This is a genomic window from Scandinavium sp. (genome assembly GCF_036271055.1).
Classification (GTDB): Bacteria; Pseudomonadota; Gammaproteobacteria; order Enterobacterales; family Enterobacteriaceae; genus Scandinavium.
Genome location: NZ_DATBBJ010000108.1, coordinates 54,233 through 71,441 on the forward strand (window position 1 = coordinate 54,233; position 17,209 = coordinate 71,441).

Sequence of the window (17,209 nt, forward strand, 5' to 3'; positions counted from 1 at the left end):
TCAGGCACAAAAAAAGGTGAGCGCTGTGCTCACCTTTTTTATTTCTCGCGTTTCGCTTACTGCGAGTCGATATCTTTCAGCTCATCCTGAATAGCCTGCGCATTCGGATTTTCTTCAGTACTGAGCTTCCCTCCATTCGCGATAAAATCGTGCTGCTGGAAGTAGGCTTCACGCACGGTAATGTACGGATCGGTTGACTGGCGCAGCAGGCCGTCGGAATCCAGCAGTTGCGCGCGCGTTTCAATCCCTTCTACCGCCCACTTGCCGATAGACATCGGCCACGTCAGCCAGGACAGCACCGGATATAACGTATCCGCCGCGTCACCGCCCTCATCACGCAAGGTAAAGCTGCCATAGAACGGCAGTTGCAAATAAGGGCCGTACCCCACGCCATAATGCCCCATGGTGCTGCCAAAGCGGTGCGGCTGAACGCGTTGCAGTTTCGGATTCGCCATGCCAGCGACATCAATGAAACCCCCCATCCCTAACAAGGAGTTCAGGAAGAAGCGCGTGAAGTGCACCATGCCCTGATACGGGTCACCCTGCAGGAACATGTTGACCATAATGGCCGGTTCTTCAAGGTTACTGGTGAAGTTGCCGATGCCGTTACGTGCAGGCTGCGGCACATAGTCTCGCCATGCCACGGCCACCGGACGCAACACATACGGGTCCAGCATATTGAAGTTGAAATCATACATGGTGCGGTTGAATCCTTCGAAAGGATCCGAACGACCCTGTTGCTGGTCACCCGAGCTGGCGCATCCCACCAGCAGCGTCGCGCTCAGCGCAAGCGCAGACAGGCGAAAATTCATAAGTATCTCCCTGTAAAGAAATCACTGCTCTTACTGATTTTATACATATTTTGAAACAGACGTATCGCTATTCATGTCATAACGCCAAATTTAAGCGTTTAGCGCGAGGAGCCTGTCGCTAAAACCCGCTACGCTTTATCGAGGGTTAACTGACGAGAAAAGAGCCGCATGGACACTACAACAAAAGAGAAAATTGACCACCATACGGAAGAACTGGAAGTCGAAAGTGACGAAAAAAACAGGGGTGAGAAAATTGAAGTCGATGAAGACCGACTGCCTTCGCGCGCAATGGCTATTCATGAGCATATTCGCCAGGACGGTGAAAAAGAGCTGGAACGCGATGCCATGGCACTGCTGTGGTCGGCGATTGCTGCCGGACTTTCAATGGGTGCCTCGTTGCTGGCGAAAGGTATTTTTCACGTTCAGCTTGAAGGTGTTCCTGGCGGGTTTCTGCTGGAGAGTCTCGGCTATACCTTTGGCTTTGTGATAGTCATCATGGCCCGTCAGCAACTATTTACTGAGAACACGGTCACCGCCGTTTTACCCGTCATGCAAAGCCCAACGTTCGGCAACTTTGGCCTGTTGATGCGTCTGTGGGGCGTGGTCTTACTCGGTAATCTTATTGGTACTGGCGTTGCCGCCTGGGCATTCGAATACATGCCCATTTTTGATGAACCTACCCGCGATGCCTTCACCAAAATCGGCATGGACGTGATGAAAAACACCCCCGGAGAAATGTTTGCCAACGCGATCATTTCCGGCTGGATAATTGCCACGATGGTCTGGATGTTCCCCTCCGCAGGTGCGGCAAAAATTGTGGTGATTATCCTGATGACCTGGCTGATTGCGCTGGGCGACACCACGCATATTGTGGTCGGCTCCGTCGAAATATTGTATCTGGTCTTCAGCGGTACGCTGCACTGGCATGACTTCTTCTGGCCATTCGCCCTGCCAACGCTCGCCGGAAATATCTGCGGCGGAACCTTCATTTTTGCGCTCATGAGCCACGCACAAATCCGCAATGACATGAGCAACAAGCGTAAAGCCGAGCTGAAAGCTCAGGCCGAGGCACAAGAGAAGCAGCAGGATAAATAAGGAAATGGCGACACTTTGAGCAGTCAGACGGCTATGTGCTTAACCTGACAGCCAAAAAACGCTATACTCTCGCCGCTTCGTCCCCTTAGTTAAATGGATATAACGAGCCCCTCCTAAGGGCTAGTTGCAGGTTCGATTCCTGCAGGGGACACTTCCCTCCTCTCTCACTTAACATCACACACATAGCTAATAACAGTACGTGGTCGGATACGAGTTGTAATCCAGTCGGTAACCGTTGCCTAACTTCACCAGACCAATAATTTGCGTACTGCCCGGCAGGTAATAAGCCTTAGGAATGACCTTGGCAATCACCTCGTCGGAGATTTCGTTTTCTATTTGCTTGTAGCTCTTCAGCGACGTGACGTGGATAAGCTCTTCATTTGAAATGTATTTAAATAAAGTTTGCAAGCCGAGCACGCCGAGATATTCATCTTTCCTGAACACTTTACCGCTGATGGTCACTGCCCCCATTCCATTTTTATTGAGGCGATAACTGCTGACGTAATCGAGGGTGTAACCATTGATCGTCACTGCACCGAAGGCTTTGCAGGAAACATTATACACCCGCACCGATTTGTCATTTTTAATGTTCAGATAGCCGTTATGAACATTGATGAGCAAAATACACGCAGCGGCAACAGCCAGCACGATCAGCCCAAGATACTTCAAGGTTATTTTATTTTTCATAGTTAAAATTCATCACCGCATAACATTTTTTAGCTGGCGACTTGCTATCAATACTGACATTACAGGAAATGTACGAATAGTGTGGCGTACTGTTGTACATCGTAATATATTTAAACTTCTTACGTCCACATTTAAAGAAACGATCTTTTTTGATCGCCGCAATAACACTTTCTTTATCATCCTGAGAAGAAACATCCAGATAATATTCACAGCCCCCCAAAGATACATGATAAGGATAAAAGTCTGCTATCTGACTTTCACTGATTTTTGCACCATTATATTTACTCTGATAGTAAATAAATATATTCACCAACAGGATAACCGAACAGGCGATAATAAGCCCGGTTATCAAAAAACGCGGGCTTCTGAGCTCTGAACGATAAAGCCATTTTCCATGACCACCGTGCAGGTATTCTACTGTGTTTGTCTCAATATCCATCACTTCCTGGCTCTCCACGGTGGCAGCCAGAGTCTGCTCCACATCTATTTCATCTTGCAGATTAATAAGTTCTACATTGACGCTTTTCGAGAGGTAATATCCATCCCCGGTCGCGGTCTGGATCACCTGCTGAAAGAATCCGACCGAGCGAAACGAGCGTCTGATCTTGCTAATATATTGCGTCACTGATGCAGCCGTAATCACTCGACCATGAAGTAATTCCAGTTCAATAAATTCCTCAACAGAATAGATATCGCCCTGTCGTTCGATCAACGCTTTAAGCAAAAGTGAAGGTTTTTTACCTAAATTAATTTTCTTTTTAGACATGAGGTGCGTGAGGATGAATTCTTCACTATTGAAGAAAAGCTCATTATCCAGAATAAATCCTTGCTCTTTGATATTCATTCTCATTCAACTAACACGAATACATTGCGATAATTATTACTCATAATAGTCCACACAGTAAATATCTCTAAAGTTGTAGAACATCCCGTGTTTGTTAAACATGACGTTTATATTTTACCAGACAATACGAATTTGTATTATAAATGTAAAAAATAGCAATGAGATGTACGCTATGCGATCCTTCAAGATTTAGTGATCACCTCAAAATTGAGCACGTCAGTGTAGTCGCCGGCAGTAAAGGTGCCGTTATTTCCGATGATGGAAAAAGTCGGATCATAGCAAATCTGGCTAGTACCATCTTTGGGGAAATGAATTACGTTGCTGTTACCCGGAAAAGTAAATACGTCCCCTTTACCATCACTTAACCTTAGCGTGTACGGAATAACCTTACCAGCCTTGTTGTTATTCATCAGTCGAAATTCCATTCCTGACATGGAATCACTTTTCGCATTCAGCAAATAATCCGTTGTATTCCCAGCGACGATAAACGGGAAATCGAGGCACAGCTGTTCTTCCGGTTTGGTCAGCGCCACTTGCTCTGTTTTCGCAGTAATTTCACCCAAATCCCAATCAGGAACGCGAAGTGAAAAGGTAATATCTTCCGCCGGTAACGTCGGGAAATTAGGGCCGATAATCGCGCACTCCCCACTGAATGGAGAGATATACACAGAGCCTAAAGCATCCCAGTAATAATCGGGGGACTGGATGATCGAAGAATATCCCGTCCAGATAGCTATCCCTCGCCCATTAACAAAGGTCTTCTTAAAAGTGACGGTTAATTCAGCGTTATTCGCTTCCAGAATTGTCGTGACAGAACAGCTTTTCATTGAGTCGCCACAGGCCAGGGAAGAACCGCCAATAACATTGGCATTGTCCCGGCGCCCGGGCAGCGCCATACCGCCGAACGTTGCCCCCACCAAGTTTTTATAGGTGGTGGCGTTAAGAGCTTTAGCTTGTCCATTCGCCGTAAAGTAGGTGACCGAAACGGCCCGCGCAGGATTTGACAGAACTTTCGGGGTAGTAACCAGCTTATTTATATCTTTAAAGTGAACCATTACTTTAAAAATATAATTATCCCCGCTTTCCACTACTGAACAATTTGAATAGCTTTCGACCGACGAGGTATTATTGTTAAAGGCCGCCTGCGCCGGGTGGATCCTCACCAGCATCCCGATCGCGAAGGCGAGTAAAGAGAAGATCCGTTTCATATTCATCTTATTGATCCTTAGTTATTTACATCGATTGCATGCAGTAATCTTTCGTATCATAGTGCAGCGGCTTTCCCTGAAAAGAATATGGCGTTCCTGGGTAAACATTAAATGTGGAAACATTCTTTCCAGAAATAGAGACCTTTTCAAAGATATGTCTCAGCGTACCCGTCGCGATGATTTTCCCGCCCTGTGGATCGCAAACGACAGAAAAAGTGTCTTTTTTTACTTCAGGTAGCACACGTAGTAAGGCCTTGTACCCAATATTCAGCACGACGCCAGAGCCTTCTGAACTGTCTTTATCCTGCCTGAGGTTAATTTTCGGAGTGATAATCAGGCGATACACGTCCTCTTGCACTACTGGCTTTAAGCGGCGAATGATGATTTTCTTAGACTGTCCGGGCTGTAACGTCATCTTCAGGGGAAAGGCATACACGGCAGGCTCTGCAATCTCAGTAAGTGGGATCAGTTTTTCCTGTTCAACCTCAACACCCGGATTCGTTAACTGCGCCAGTGAGAGCTGAATAAACTCGGTACGCTCACCTTTATTAGTCAGCGTCACACGTGTGTCACTTTTATTCAGAACAATCATTTTCTGGTCCAAATCCACATAGCCAAACGCCTGTCCGCATAAGGACAACAGCATAATAAGCCCCCATTTCATGGCGCAACCGCCATGGGTTCAAACGTTAGCGCAAGCGTACCGAGGTAGTTTCCCGTCGTTGATGAGAGGGAACCCTCGGGCGGTTTCGCCGTAATCTTTAGCTGGTAAGTATCGAGAAACGTTTCGTTTGTCGTGGGTGTTGTCGCATTGCTGAACAATTCAGGCGTCGCGGTTAGCGCCTTAAATGGATGCGTTTCGTTGCCGAAACTGACGCTGACATCCTGAAAATGCTGAGCGCTGTTGGCCTGATTCACCATTTCTACTGGCGCATCCAGTGATACCAGAAACGTGGGCACATTGCCCTCAACGACCAGCGGCAGGTCGAGCGAATACGGAGAGCCCATGGCCCCCCATTGCACCAGCTCCTGCGGCTGGTTATACCAACTCCCACCGGGCGCGGTTACACTGATAAACTCACGGAAAATCACCGTCGCGGTGACTTTACTGCTGCTCTTGCCGACGGTTTTCACCGCATAGCTATTTTCAGTGAGTAGCAACGCGAACATCGCCATCAGTACTTTAAGCACCGTCATTTCAGCTCCCTTTTTCAGATGTTCCTATGTGATAAATCAGCACACCGTAGCTGACGCTCAGCTTCACAAACGATGCGCTGTCGACTCCTGTCCCGCTTAGCGCCTCTCGCTGGCGAAATGCTACCCGCCAAACGGTGGTGTGCGGCGGCGTAAAAATCACATTAACGGGAATTTTTCGCGTCTGCCCCGGGTGAACCACCAGTTGTTTAAGAGGGATAAGTAAATCAGGCTGCGGTACATTCTGAATCGCGACTCGCCGCTCGGGCAGTTCGCCGGGGTTTAATACCCGTTGCTGAACGACATCGAGATACAGAGGTGCATCGCCGTTATTACTGACGCTAATCGCGGCCGGTCGCCCCTGCGGCATAAGAGTGAATACAGTATTGGCAACGCTGAGCACGCCTGCGGCATAGACCGGAGTAAGCGCTAACAATCCCAACAACAGCGCCATTAGACGCATTTGACTACCACACCGTTCCCTTCCATTTGCGCACTGAATTCCTTCACCCCAATCCACAACGGCGTGTCCGGAAATATGGCGATTTTCGTCTCCACGTTACCCACTGCTCTAACCTGGGTAAATAGCACGCGCGCCGTTCCGGTATTCGTTAACGTCATGCCCTTGCCCGAACAGATGGCCTGCCAGGTTTTGATTTGCTGGCCTGCAACTGGCTGATGGCGAACCAGTACGCCATAACCGATGGATAACGATACTGGCGCAGAAATCTTATTCGCTGGCGCATTCTCAATATCAAAACTTCGGACCGGTACGATATAGAGCCGATAAACGGCCTCTTTCTTCGGCTCGATCAACGGCGTGAGGGTAATCTTACGACTCTGGTTCGGACCCAGTGTCATTTTGCCCGGGTTGGCGATAATGCCCGGCGTTGCGACTTCGGATAACGGTACGCGCTGCTCCGTTTGTGCGCCCGGATTGCTCACTTTCATTACGTCAATATTGAGGTACAGTGGCGCATCACCAACGTTACGCACCGAGACGGTGCGTGGTTGGCTGTCGCTGATGGCCAGACTGGCGGGCAACACCATTAATGCGCCCTCTGCCAGCACTTGTCCCGCGCTCAATAATCCGCCGAGTAGTGCCAGCGTTTTCATGTTTATCCCTTTCATTTTTCGCCTCGTTGACAGGAGTAAGTGCTGTTTATGGCGCGGGTCATATCACAGCGCCATATCATGTTGTCGCGCACCACCGTTATCTCGCTTAGCGGTCGTGGGCTGGTAAAGGAGAACAAGCCGTTCTTATAGGCATTATCTTTCGCTTCGCGGATGTAGCCGCTCACCGGCATCCCTTTTGCATCGCGCAGAAAACCGCTGTACTGTGCGGAAATACTGACTTTAGCCTTTGCGTGATAGACCTGGCCCGGATGGGCTTTTGTCACATAAGCCGGGACTTCAACGTCCATGTCCCAGCCTGGGTGTTCCGTTCTGACGCGAGCGAATGAGATGTTTTGATAGCTCGCCACAGGCACGGCATACAGTCCATTGCCCGCGACAGGCGCACCTTCAACCTGGAAGCCATAATCCAGCGCAGGGATCTCCGGTGTCTCCACCATCAGCGCTGCGCCGGAATAGCTGTAGCGACCCAGCGCGATACCCTGGGTATTCATCGCCACCATGCCGCGATAGTTAAAATCGACATCGGTAGTATTGGCATATCGCCCGATATTGGCGGAAATGTCACCGCGCGTTCCCTCGCGGGAAGCATAGGTGTTCACGCTGGTACGGTTATCGATATGACTGGCGGAGACGCCAAGTGAAGTGGTGCCGAAATCATCTTTCCAGTCGTGCTTAACATCACCGCTCAATTGGGTACGTCCGTCGGCCACTGCTGAGTTGAAACTCGCCTGGCTGTCAGCGAACGTAAGCGTGGTGTTGAGATAGACGCCGTAGTTTTTATCCGAGGCCATAAAGCCCCCTTTTTGCACGCCAACCGACAGGCTCAGGAAGGCGGAACCTGGGTTAAACGCCCAGCGACTTTCAATCTGGTGCGTGGTGCTTCCGCTGTATTTGGCATAGTTATAAGAAACCAGCGCGTTGCCCAGCGAATGGCTGTAATAGAAGTTGGTGCTCGACTGTGAACGGTAGAAATACGACACATCATTCTTGAGATAATGGCTGGCAGTAAGCTCACCCAACGTAGGGTTCGACAAGGTTAGATTGGCGTAGCCGCCAGTGCTTTTCTCTCCGGTAATAACACCCACGGAAGGGTTTACCGCCACACCCGCTATCTGGCTTGGGCGAGAAATGTTTAACTCAGACGCCCAGCGCCCTTTTGCGCCTTTCACCGCTTCACTGTTCATGTAAAACCAGCCGAGATTTTTGCTGAGCGCAGCTTCAACCAGCGCGTCTTTCTCATCCAGACTGTTGCCATAGGTCAGATGCCAGACGGTTTCTTCCTGATAACCATTAAAGTTAACGTTACTGATCTGCTGACGTTCTGAACGCAGAATATGCCCGGCACGATCAACCAGACGCACTTCAACGGTGTAATAGCCGCCGGGCAGATCGTTAAGATCCAGCTCGTTACGCCCAATTGCGGCCGGACGCTTCAGCAACAAACGTCCGTCCCGGTACACTTCAAAATTACCTTCCTGCGCAGCATAAATAGGTAAAGTCTGACCGGTACGACTCTCGCGCAAATGTCCCTGGCTGCCGAACGTCACAAAGCGTCCAAAACTTGGGGCCAACACGGTATTCACCGATCCAGAGGCATAATCGAGGCTATTTTGCTTACCCGCACGCAGGTAGGTGGACTGGAAATTCTTTTGCAGGTAGTAAGAAGAAATGTCGCTGTTTTGCGATGTCATTTCACCTGATTTGTTGTAGTTGGCGTACCAGTTCATATAGCCAAATATTTGAGCAGGTAAACCCAACCACGCATTCCCGTTGATGTTGGCCGCACGATATTCATCGGATGAGGCGCGGACATCCACGTTCTGGTTATGCACCAGACCAAAGTGAGTGATCGGAATCAAATAATCGTCGTTGAGTGAGCGAATAGTCAGGGTGCGCTGTGTTTTATCCAGCGTGATGCGTTGGCCCGCAATAGTTTTATCGCAACCGGCAACACATTGACTAATATCCAGATCGCTTAAAACGGTTTTTAGCAGGTCGATCTCATCATTATTCAGTCCAGCCTGCTGGTATTTTTGTTCATCAAAGACGAATGTTTTGTCTTGAGCAGAGTAACGGGCAAAGTCAGGCAGCATACGACCATGAAAATTAATAATATAACGAGCCTGATTATCCATATCATCAACGCTAAATCCTTCTGGAATACCGTAATTGAATTTAACCCGGCCTTCGGCAAGCGGCGAAATTAGCATACTCAGTAATGCCAATTTTATACTGATACTGATTGGCGACAGGCAACAATCCTTGTTGAGTGATTTCATCATAACGCCTTCAATCCGGAGAGCTCATCGAAACAGTCAGGGCTGCGAAGAATATTCCGGCCAATAAAATCCATTAATGGCCGGAATAAATAACGTTACGGCGTGGTGGTGCCTGGTTCGAACAGCATCACGAGGTCACCGCTGTACACACCGTTGGCGGCATTGGCTGGCGCATCGGCGGTGATGGTCAGATCGTAAACACCGTCAAAATCAGTGCCGTTCGGCCCAGCAGTCACTTGCGTGACGGTCAAATCTGTCGCGGTGCTCAGTTCGGTCGCACCGGTGGACTGCGCCCAAACGGCTTTCGCGTTCACCATTGCCTGCCCAGCATTGGTCATGGTCAGCGGTTGTGCCAGACGCACGTTGAAGGTATCTGCTTTGCTCCAGACGCGAACCGGCAGCTTTTTAGAGAAAGACTGCTGGGTATAATCTCTCGCATCCAGTTCTTCAGACGCATACCAGGTAGACCCGTCTGGTTTGGAAACAAACAGGCTGTCATTAATCTGGGCGGTCAGCGTGATTTTTTTTGACACGGTGTCAGCCGCATTTGCCGCAGTCACATATGCACCAGCAATCAAAGTAGCCAGAATAATTTTTTTCATTACATAATCCCTAATATAGATAGTTCAATTTATCGCAGGCTAATGCGTGCGATGTTTCCTTTATTACCAACCATCTTTGGTGGTAATTTCTGCTCACTCAGTCGGTTTTCTGCTCATACGCAGGTTTTAACCCAATGAGACGTCAGCCGTGTATCCCGTTAAAGAACAGGATGTAAATTCTTATGCGCACTGTAGAGATAAAAAAGCTCCTGATCGGTACGCGCACCTAATTTCAACATCGCACGTCGTTTACGTGCGCTGATCCGCTGAATAGAGGTGCCGTTGCACAAAGCGACATGTTTTTGCGTATATCCCGCCAACAGGCTGTCGATCACCAACCGTTCATCACGCGTCAGGATCGTATAAATATCCACAGGATTATGCCCCTTTTCCGACTTAACACTTTTCTCAACAATGAAATTCAAGCGCTGCAAACTTTTCGGGATAATATTCAACGTGCTTATTCGTGCGCTTTTTTGCACATTGAGATAATCGAAATGATTATCACAAAGGACATGAATTCGACGTCCCTCAGTGAGGTCAAAAATAGAATCCTGCTCATCGCTAAAATCATAAATCGTGCAATCAACACCTAATCGCGCGGTGACTTCATTAATGGTATGATGCACAGCAATACGAGTGAAAACACAGCGAACAAAGACCGTGAATTTCATCAGCAACATCCTTTGTCTTGTAAAAAAGAAAACGACCAATAAAACAGAGAGTCATATCATCCAGATTTCTGTGGGTTATTACATTACTTACCCACAAATAACGCTAGTAATTTAATATTGTTTAACATGACGCCATAAAACAATCATAAATAATATAAATATAACAATGCATTACACCAAAAACGACATAGTTATGCATCCTCACAGCAATGCAGTGCGGCTGGTGTTAGAGCTAAAGAGGAGACGCTTTATTCATTGATGAATCAGGATTCTGGAATGGGATGAAATAAATAACCTATGGCATTCAGCACTGCAATTAGCGAATGATAGTATAAAAACAGTATGACCTCATTAAATAATATTAAAATCGCAATGAATGGTGAGGGGATATATGGGCTTTCACGTTGAGTGCACAATGATGCAAAATAATTAACATTCCATTCACCAACTGAATAGTTCATGAATGTTATATAAATTTCTGTTATTATTCTCGTGAATTTTTTGATGGGAAGACTGCGATGGATTGGTTCGTGGATATTTTTTCTACGTATCTTTATGGGCTAAAGGTGGTAGCAATAACCTTAGCGATCATGATGCTTATCAGCGGGTTAGATGATTTATTCATCGATATCATTTACTGGGTCCGTCGCATGGCACGGGCATTGACGGTCTACCGCCGTCATCAGCATATGGATTACCGGGCTTTATATAAGCCTGATGAAAAGCCCCTCGCGATTATGGTTCCGGCGTGGAATGAAACCGGAGTGATAGGCAACATGGCTGAGCTTGCAGCCATGACCTTAGACTATGAAAATTATCATATCTTTGTCGGTACTTATCCGAACGATCCTGACACACAGCGCGATGTAGATGAAGTATGCGCTCGCTTTCCTAACGTCCATAAAGTGGTGTGCGCACGCCCAGGCCCGACCAGCAAAGCGGATTGCCTGAATAATATACTCGATGCCATCACCCAATTTGAGCGCAGCGCGAATTTCACCTTTGCCGGATTTATTCTGCACGATGCAGAAGATGTTATTTCGCCGATGGAATTACGCCTGTTCAACTATTTGGTCGACAGGAAAGATTTGATTCAAATCCCGGTGTATCCATTCGAGCGGGAATGGCACCATTTCACCAGCATGTCGTATATCGATGAATTCGCCGAACTGCATGGGAAAGATGTGCCGGTGCGTGAAGCTATTGCAGGACAAGTTCCTAGCGCGGGCGTCGGCACCTGTTTTAGCCGTCGCGCGGTGATGGCGTTATTAGCCGACGGTGACGGTATCGCCTTCGACGTGCAGAGTTTGACCGAAGACTACGACATTGGCTTTCGCCTGAAAGCCAAAGGCATGACGGAAATTTTTGTCCGCTTCCCGGTCGTGGATGATTCCGCGCAGGCCAAAAAAGCGCGCAAGTTCTTACAACGCAAACGCTCATCGTCGGTTATCTGCGTGCGCGAATATTTCCCGGACACCTTTACCACCGCGATGCGTCAGAAATCACGCTGGATAATCGGCATCGTATTCCAGGGTTTCAAAACACACCGCTGGACCAAAAGCCCGACGCTCAACTATTTCCTCTGGCGCGACCGCAAAGGGGCCATCAGCAACTTCCTCAGCTTCTTTGCGATGATCATTATGTTCCAGCTGGTGCTGGTGCTGATTTATCAACGTATCTGGCCGGATGCCTGGCAATTTTTGTCGATTTTCACCGGCGGCCCGTGGCTGGTCACACTGCTGTGGTGCAACTTTGCACTGATGGTGAACCGCATTCTTCAGCGTGTCATTTTCGTGACCGTCTACTACGGATTAGCCCAAGGCCTGCTTTCTGTTTTGCGCCTGTTCTGGGGCAACATGATCAACTTTATGGCCAACTGGCGCGCACTGAGTCAGGTCATTCAGCATGGCGATCCGCGCCGCGTTGCCTGGGATAAAACGACTCATGATTTCCCGAGCGTAACCGGAGAAAACCGTGCGCTGCGCCCGCTGGGACAAATTTTGCTTGAGCATAATGTCATTACAGAAGAACAGCTCGAACATGCCCTGACGCACCGCGTCATTGGTTTACGCCTCGGCGGCTCCTTGCTGATGCAGGGGCTGATTACGGCTGAACAGTTGGCGAAAGCCCTTGCCGAACAGAGCCACGTGACAATGGAAACCGTCGATGCATGGGATATCGACGAGGCGCTTATCGAAGAAATGCCCGCTGCTATTGCCCTGCGTTATGCCGTTCTTCCACTGCGTAAAGAAGGCAAAGTGTTAGTCGTTGCCAGCGAAGACGGTATTGACCCGGTTTCCCTCGCCGCGCTGGAGCGCAAAATGCAGTGCAGCGTGAAATACGTCATCGTGCCGCGCGGTCAGGTGGTGACAGGGCTGCGCTACTGGTATGCCCGACACCGTGGCATGGACGATCGCGCATTGCTGAAAACAGCGGTGGAAAAAGGTTGGCTGAATGAACAACGCGCCAACGAACTGTGGCAACAGTTTGTTCCGCGTCAATTGTTGTTTGCCGAGGTGCTGACCTCGCTGGGACACATCAATAATTCGGCGATGAGCGCCCTGCTGCTTCGTCATGAACGCAGTGAAAAACCACTGGGTGAATTTTTGGTCACCGAAGGTGTAGTGACACAACAAACACTCGATCATGTTCTGGAGCTTCAGCAAGAACTTCAGCTTTCCATGTCTGCGTTACTGAAAAGCACAGGACTGAGCGACGCCCAACTGGCTGAGCTGGAGCAAGCGCAGGAGCAATCGTCATGAAAAGGGAACACGCCCCGAAACTGATTAGCCTGCTGGTCGCCTCACTGCTCAGCAGCGCCGTGATGGCACAAACCACGCCAATCGGCACCAGTGCCAAAGAGTTGGGTTTAACCGATTATCACCATTTCAAAATTTATCCACATCTGGAAAAAGCCCTGCGTGCCCAGAAGCAAAATGACGAACAAACTGCGCTGAAAGAGTTCCGCCACATCCATCAGCAGGTACCGGACAACGTGGCACTGACGCTGTATCTGGCGGAAGCCTATCGTCATTTTGGCCATGATGACGAGGCACGCCAGGCACTGAACGAGCAGCTAAAACAGCATCCGCAAGACAGCCGACTCAAACAACAGTTAGCCGCCATCCCGCGCAAAACAACGCCTGTGACTAACGTTGAACAGCTTTTGGCACAGCAAAAAGCCTGTGACGCCGCACCGACAGTCGAATGTCGCAGCGAAACGGGGCAGAACGCATTGACGCTCAAGCAGTTGAAGATAGCGCGAGCACAGCTGGATGATGCCGCTCTCGCCCGCACGGGTGAAGGCCTCGCGCTCGAAAATGGCGTTCTGCAACGGGCTATTTTCGAGAAAAACTGGGCAATGGCCGATGATATCTTCGACCGGAAAAGCGACCGTAAAACGCTCGACGCTGCCGAACAAAAGCAGTGGTTTAACGTTCTGCTAGCCGGGCAACTGGATGCACGCCTGAAAACGCTCCAGGCAGAGGACTTGTTTACTGGCGCAGAGGATCAACTGGCCTGGGCCGGAAATTTAGCCACTAACGGTGAAACCGCGAAACTCCAACGCTACCTCGCTGAGCACCAACCGAAATTCAAGAGCGCGGAACAAGAGCAGAGCTGGCTGTACTTAATGTCCCGCAGCGGCAATCAGCAGCAGATGCTGAAACAGTACCAGCCTCAATTTGCTGCCAATCAGCGCTATGTTGCTGGCACCGCGTTCCCGGCGGCATTAAAAACGAAAGATTACGCCAGCGCGCAGCAAATCTTAAACAATGTTCCGGCGGATGAAATGCTGGCCGAGCGCTATGCGCTGAGCACCGCTACAGGCAACACGGCGGAAAGCGTGAAGATTTCGCGCCAGATGTATCAACACACACCGCGCAATCTTGCTCTGCTGGATCAGCTTAGCTGGCAGTTGATGCAAAACGGTCAATCCCGAGAAGCGGGAAGAGTGCTGCTGGCACGTTACCCGTTCGGTGGCGCGTCGCAGCAAACGGAAAAAATGATGCTGCGCCTTGCCGGGTTGCTCCAACGCTACCCTGATTTAGCGACGCCAACGCAAATGGCGAGCCTGAGCACGCCGCTGCCCACGGCAACGCTGCGCCAGTTGCAAAGCCAGCTTCCGGGAGTCAGCACCGACTGCGAGTCTACGCGTCACCTACTCGGCGATATGTCGGCAAACTACGATGCTGACGCCTGGAATCGTCTTGGCGAATGTTATCGTAGCGATCTGCCGGGCGTAGCATTATATGCTCTGCAACAGGCCGAAATGCGCCAACCGAACACTTATCAGCATCGCGCCGTAGCCTATCAGGCTTTTGCGGTTGAAGATTACGCGACGGCAATAATGGCGTGGAAACGCGTGCCTGTGGCCGCAATGAGCGATGCAGACGTAATGGCGGCAGCCAATACCGCGCAGGCCGCAAGCGATAATACCGCACGCAACAGCTGGGTTGATGAAGTGCAAAGGCGCGGGCTGGACAACAGCGAAAGTTGGTTGTGGCTGCACGCCCAACGTTATCTCCCGACGCAACCGGAGTTAGCGCTCGCTGACTTTAATCGCGCCATTGAGACTCAGCCAACGGTGCGCGCTCTGTCTTCACGCGCGGCACTGTACCGTGAACTTAATCGCACGCCAGAAGCTATCGCCGACCTGCAACAAGCCTTGCTGATTGAACCGAATAATAGTGCGACGCAGGCTGCGTTGGGCTATGCGCTGTGGAGCCATGGCGATTACGTTCAGTCACGCGATGCGCTGGAAAAAGCACATGTTGCCTCGCCCGACGATCCGCAGTTGATTCGCCAATTGATGTATGTGAACGAACGCCTCGGTAACATTCCACAAACGCAGCTGTATGCGCGGCAGGTGGTCGATGAAATTAATGCCGCCGCAGACGTGACACCATTAACACCACCGCAAAATCAGGAACGCTTTAACGTGCGCCGCCTGCATGAAGATATTGGCCGTCGCTGGACATTCAATTTCGACTCTTCCATCGGCCTGCGTTCCGGTGCCAGAAGCGCATCAAGTACTCAAACCGGCGGCGCTGCCCCTGGGCAAAGTTATCGTAGCTACGGTCAATTCGAAGCCGAATACCGGATTGGCCGCAATATGCTGGTCAACGGCGACATGCTGTCCGTTTATAGCCGTTTGTTTGCCGATACCGGCGACAGCAGTGTGGTATTACCAGTGAAAAACCCGATGCTTGGCACCGGCTTGCGCTGGAAACCGTTGCATGACTACACGCTCTTTTTCGCTATCGAAGAACAGTTTGCCCTCGACCATCATCACGGCGAAACCGACACCATGCTGCGCGCCAGCGCGTCGTTCCTCAACAGTGGTAAGTTCAGCGACGAGTGGCATCCGAATGGGCGCGGCTGGTTTGCGCAGAATCTCTATCTCGATGCCGCGCAGTATGTCCGTCAGGATAATCAAGCCTGGACGGCGGATTACCGCGCAAGCTGGCACCAGAAAGTCGCCAAAAATCAAACCATTGAACCATATGCGCATGTGCAGGTGAATGGCTTCCGCGACGATCACACGGAAGGGAATCAGCTCGGTGGCATCGGCGTGCGCTGGAATATCTGGACCGGTCAGTCGCAGTACAATGCCTGGCCACACAAAGTCAGCCTTGGCCTGGAATATCAACGTACCTTTAAAGCCATCAATCAGGATGGAGGCGATCGCAACAACGCCTTCTTAACCGTGGGAGTTCACTGGTAATGCTGAAACTTCGTCATCTTTTCCTGCTTGTGATGCTGGCAAGCCCGTGGGCGAATGCCATGAAAGCGGTGTTCTGGCAACCGCAGCTACGCGATATGACCGTCAGCGAAGCGCAATGGTCCTCATTGATGCAAACGTTGCGTCATGAAGGATTCGACACCCTCGTACTGCAATGGACGCAGTACGGCAGCGCTTTCGCTGATGACAAAAGCCATCAACAGCTACAACAGAAAGCAACGATTGCACACGCAGCAGGGCTGAAAGTAATTGTCGGTCTCAATGCCGATCCTGAATTTTTCACACGTCAAAAGCAGTCTGCTACTGTGCTAGGCCATTATCTTGGACGCCTGCGAGTCGCCGATATGCAGCAGGCAAAACGCTGGCTGATGGCGGCCGATTTTCGCCCTGACGGCTGGTATCTCAGCGCTGAAATAGACGATCTCAACTGGCGTAATCCTGCCGCAAGAACACAGCTGTTGACCTGGCTCACTGATACGCATAAACAGCTGGCGACGCTCGATACCAGCCCGGTGTATATCAGCAGTTTCTTCGCCGGGAATATGACCCCGGAAAGTTACGCCGGAATGCTCGCAGAAATAGAGAAATTGGGTATGGGCGTTTGGGTGCAAGATGGTCACGGCGTGAAAACATTAAGCCCGGCGCAGCGCCAACTCTATCTGAACAGTGCTACAGGCTGTCAGGGACAAACCCCGGCGCGTGGAATTGTGTATGAAGTTTTTGACGTGATCCCCGGCAAGACATTTAGTGCACAACCGCTGCCACCGAAAAAAATGTCATCTCAACTATCGCAAACATCTGCCTGCGGTAAAGACTCCCTCTATTTCTCGCTGCGATATCTCCCCGCAGCTCAAGGCATATTGCAGTATAACTAACTGAATCACAGGTAATCCCACAGGTGCACACATCGGCCTGTGGGTTAATTTCACACCCC

The 17,209-nt window shown here is 50.0% G+C and carries 15 protein-coding genes and 1 tRNA gene; 5 read left to right on the forward strand and 11 right to left on the reverse strand.

Features of this window, described 5'->3' with window-relative positions; translation table 11 throughout:
- Window positions 1–56 precede the first annotated feature (56 nt).
- On the reverse strand, window positions 57–812 hold the full coding sequence (gene mlaA, locus VH187_RS22660) for a phospholipid-binding lipoprotein MlaA (protein WP_329703688.1): 756 nt from the start codon (window positions 810–812) through the stop codon (window positions 57–59).
- A gap of 168 nt (window positions 813–980) precedes the next feature.
- Here mlaA and VH187_RS22665 point away from each other — a divergent pair, with 168 nt between their 5' ends.
- Both VH187_RS22665 and VH187_RS22670 read left to right on the forward strand, forming a co-directional pair.
- Window positions 981–1,907: a formate/nitrite transporter family protein gene (locus VH187_RS22665; protein ID WP_329703689.1), complete on the forward strand. Its 927-nt coding sequence runs from the start codon at window positions 981–983 to the stop codon at window positions 1,905–1,907.
- Between the two features lie 79 nt (window positions 1,908–1,986).
- Window positions 1,987–2,058: transfer RNA gene (locus tag VH187_RS22670), tRNA-Arg, on the forward strand.
- A gap of 35 nt (window positions 2,059–2,093) precedes the next feature.
- Here the strand turns inward: VH187_RS22670 and VH187_RS22675 are convergent.
- From VH187_RS22675 to VH187_RS22720, 10 genes are all read right to left on the reverse strand, one after another.
- Window positions 2,094–2,594, reverse strand: coding sequence for a hypothetical protein (locus VH187_RS22675; protein ID WP_329703690.1), 501 nt, complete (start codon window positions 2,592–2,594; stop codon window positions 2,094–2,096).
- Window positions 2,584–3,438 (reverse strand): winged helix-turn-helix domain-containing protein, encoded by an 855-nt coding sequence (locus VH187_RS22680; RefSeq protein WP_329703691.1) that lies wholly within the window; start codon window positions 3,436–3,438, stop codon window positions 2,584–2,586. Before VH187_RS22680 ends, VH187_RS22675 begins: the two co-directional genes overlap by 11 nt.
- 182 nt (window positions 3,439–3,620) lie before the next feature.
- The gene (locus tag VH187_RS22685; RefSeq protein WP_329703692.1) at window positions 3,621–4,652 is read right to left on the reverse strand and encodes a hypothetical protein; all 1,032 of its coding nucleotides are present in this window, start codon (window positions 4,650–4,652) and stop codon (window positions 3,621–3,623) included.
- A 19-nt stretch (window positions 4,653–4,671) separates the two neighbouring features.
- The gene (locus VH187_RS22690; protein WP_329703693.1) at window positions 4,672–5,310 is read right to left on the reverse strand and encodes a hypothetical protein; all 639 of its coding nucleotides are present in this window, start codon (window positions 5,308–5,310) and stop codon (window positions 4,672–4,674) included.
- Entirely contained in the window at window positions 5,307–5,843 is a 537-nt protein-coding gene (locus VH187_RS22695; protein ID WP_329703694.1) for a hypothetical protein, read from the reverse strand. Before VH187_RS22695 ends, VH187_RS22690 begins: the two co-directional genes overlap by 4 nt.
- 1 nt (window position 5,844) lies before the next feature.
- Window positions 5,845–6,303 carry a hypothetical protein gene (locus VH187_RS22700; protein ID WP_329703695.1) on the reverse strand — a complete coding sequence of 153 codons (459 nt, stop codon included), beginning with the start codon at window positions 6,301–6,303 and terminating at the stop codon, window positions 5,845–5,847.
- Complete coding sequence (locus VH187_RS22705) at window positions 6,294–6,956, reverse strand: pilus assembly protein (RefSeq protein ID WP_329703696.1); 663 nt, start codon at window positions 6,954–6,956, stop codon at window positions 6,294–6,296. The genes VH187_RS22700 and VH187_RS22705 overlap by 10 nt, the downstream gene beginning before the upstream one ends.
- A gap of 11 nt (window positions 6,957–6,967) precedes the next feature.
- Window positions 6,968–9,259, reverse strand: a complete 2,292-nt coding sequence (locus VH187_RS22710; protein ID WP_329703697.1) for a TcfC E-set like domain-containing protein — start codon at window positions 9,257–9,259, stop codon at window positions 6,968–6,970.
- Window positions 9,260–9,351: 92 nt separating this feature from the next.
- Complete coding sequence (locus VH187_RS22715; RefSeq protein ID WP_329703698.1) at window positions 9,352–9,858, reverse strand: CS1 type fimbrial major subunit; 507 nt, start codon at window positions 9,856–9,858, stop codon at window positions 9,352–9,354.
- A gap of 158 nt (window positions 9,859–10,016) precedes the next feature.
- Entirely contained in the window at window positions 10,017–10,532 is a 516-nt protein-coding gene (locus VH187_RS22720; protein ID WP_329703699.1) for a helix-turn-helix transcriptional regulator, read from the reverse strand.
- A 518-nt stretch (window positions 10,533–11,050) separates the two neighbouring features.
- Between VH187_RS22720 and nfrB the strand changes: the two genes are divergently transcribed.
- From nfrB to VH187_RS22735, 3 genes are read left to right on the forward strand one after another with little or no spacing between them, the layout of a single operon-like run.
- Window positions 11,051–13,294 carry a cyclic di-3',5'-guanylate-activated glycosyltransferase NfrB gene (gene nfrB, locus VH187_RS22725; protein WP_329703700.1) on the forward strand — a complete coding sequence of 748 codons (2,244 nt, stop codon included), beginning with the start codon at window positions 11,051–11,053 and terminating at the stop codon, window positions 13,292–13,294.
- Entirely contained in the window at window positions 13,291–16,257 is a 2,967-nt protein-coding gene (locus VH187_RS22730) for a phage receptor (protein ID WP_329703701.1), read from the forward strand. Before nfrB ends, VH187_RS22730 begins: the two co-directional genes overlap by 4 nt.
- Window positions 16,257–17,150 (forward strand): DUF4434 family protein, encoded by an 894-nt coding sequence (locus VH187_RS22735; protein WP_329703702.1) that lies wholly within the window; start codon window positions 16,257–16,259, stop codon window positions 17,148–17,150. Before VH187_RS22730 ends, VH187_RS22735 begins: the two co-directional genes overlap by 1 nt.
- The last annotated feature ends 59 nt before the right edge of the window (window positions 17,151–17,209 follow it).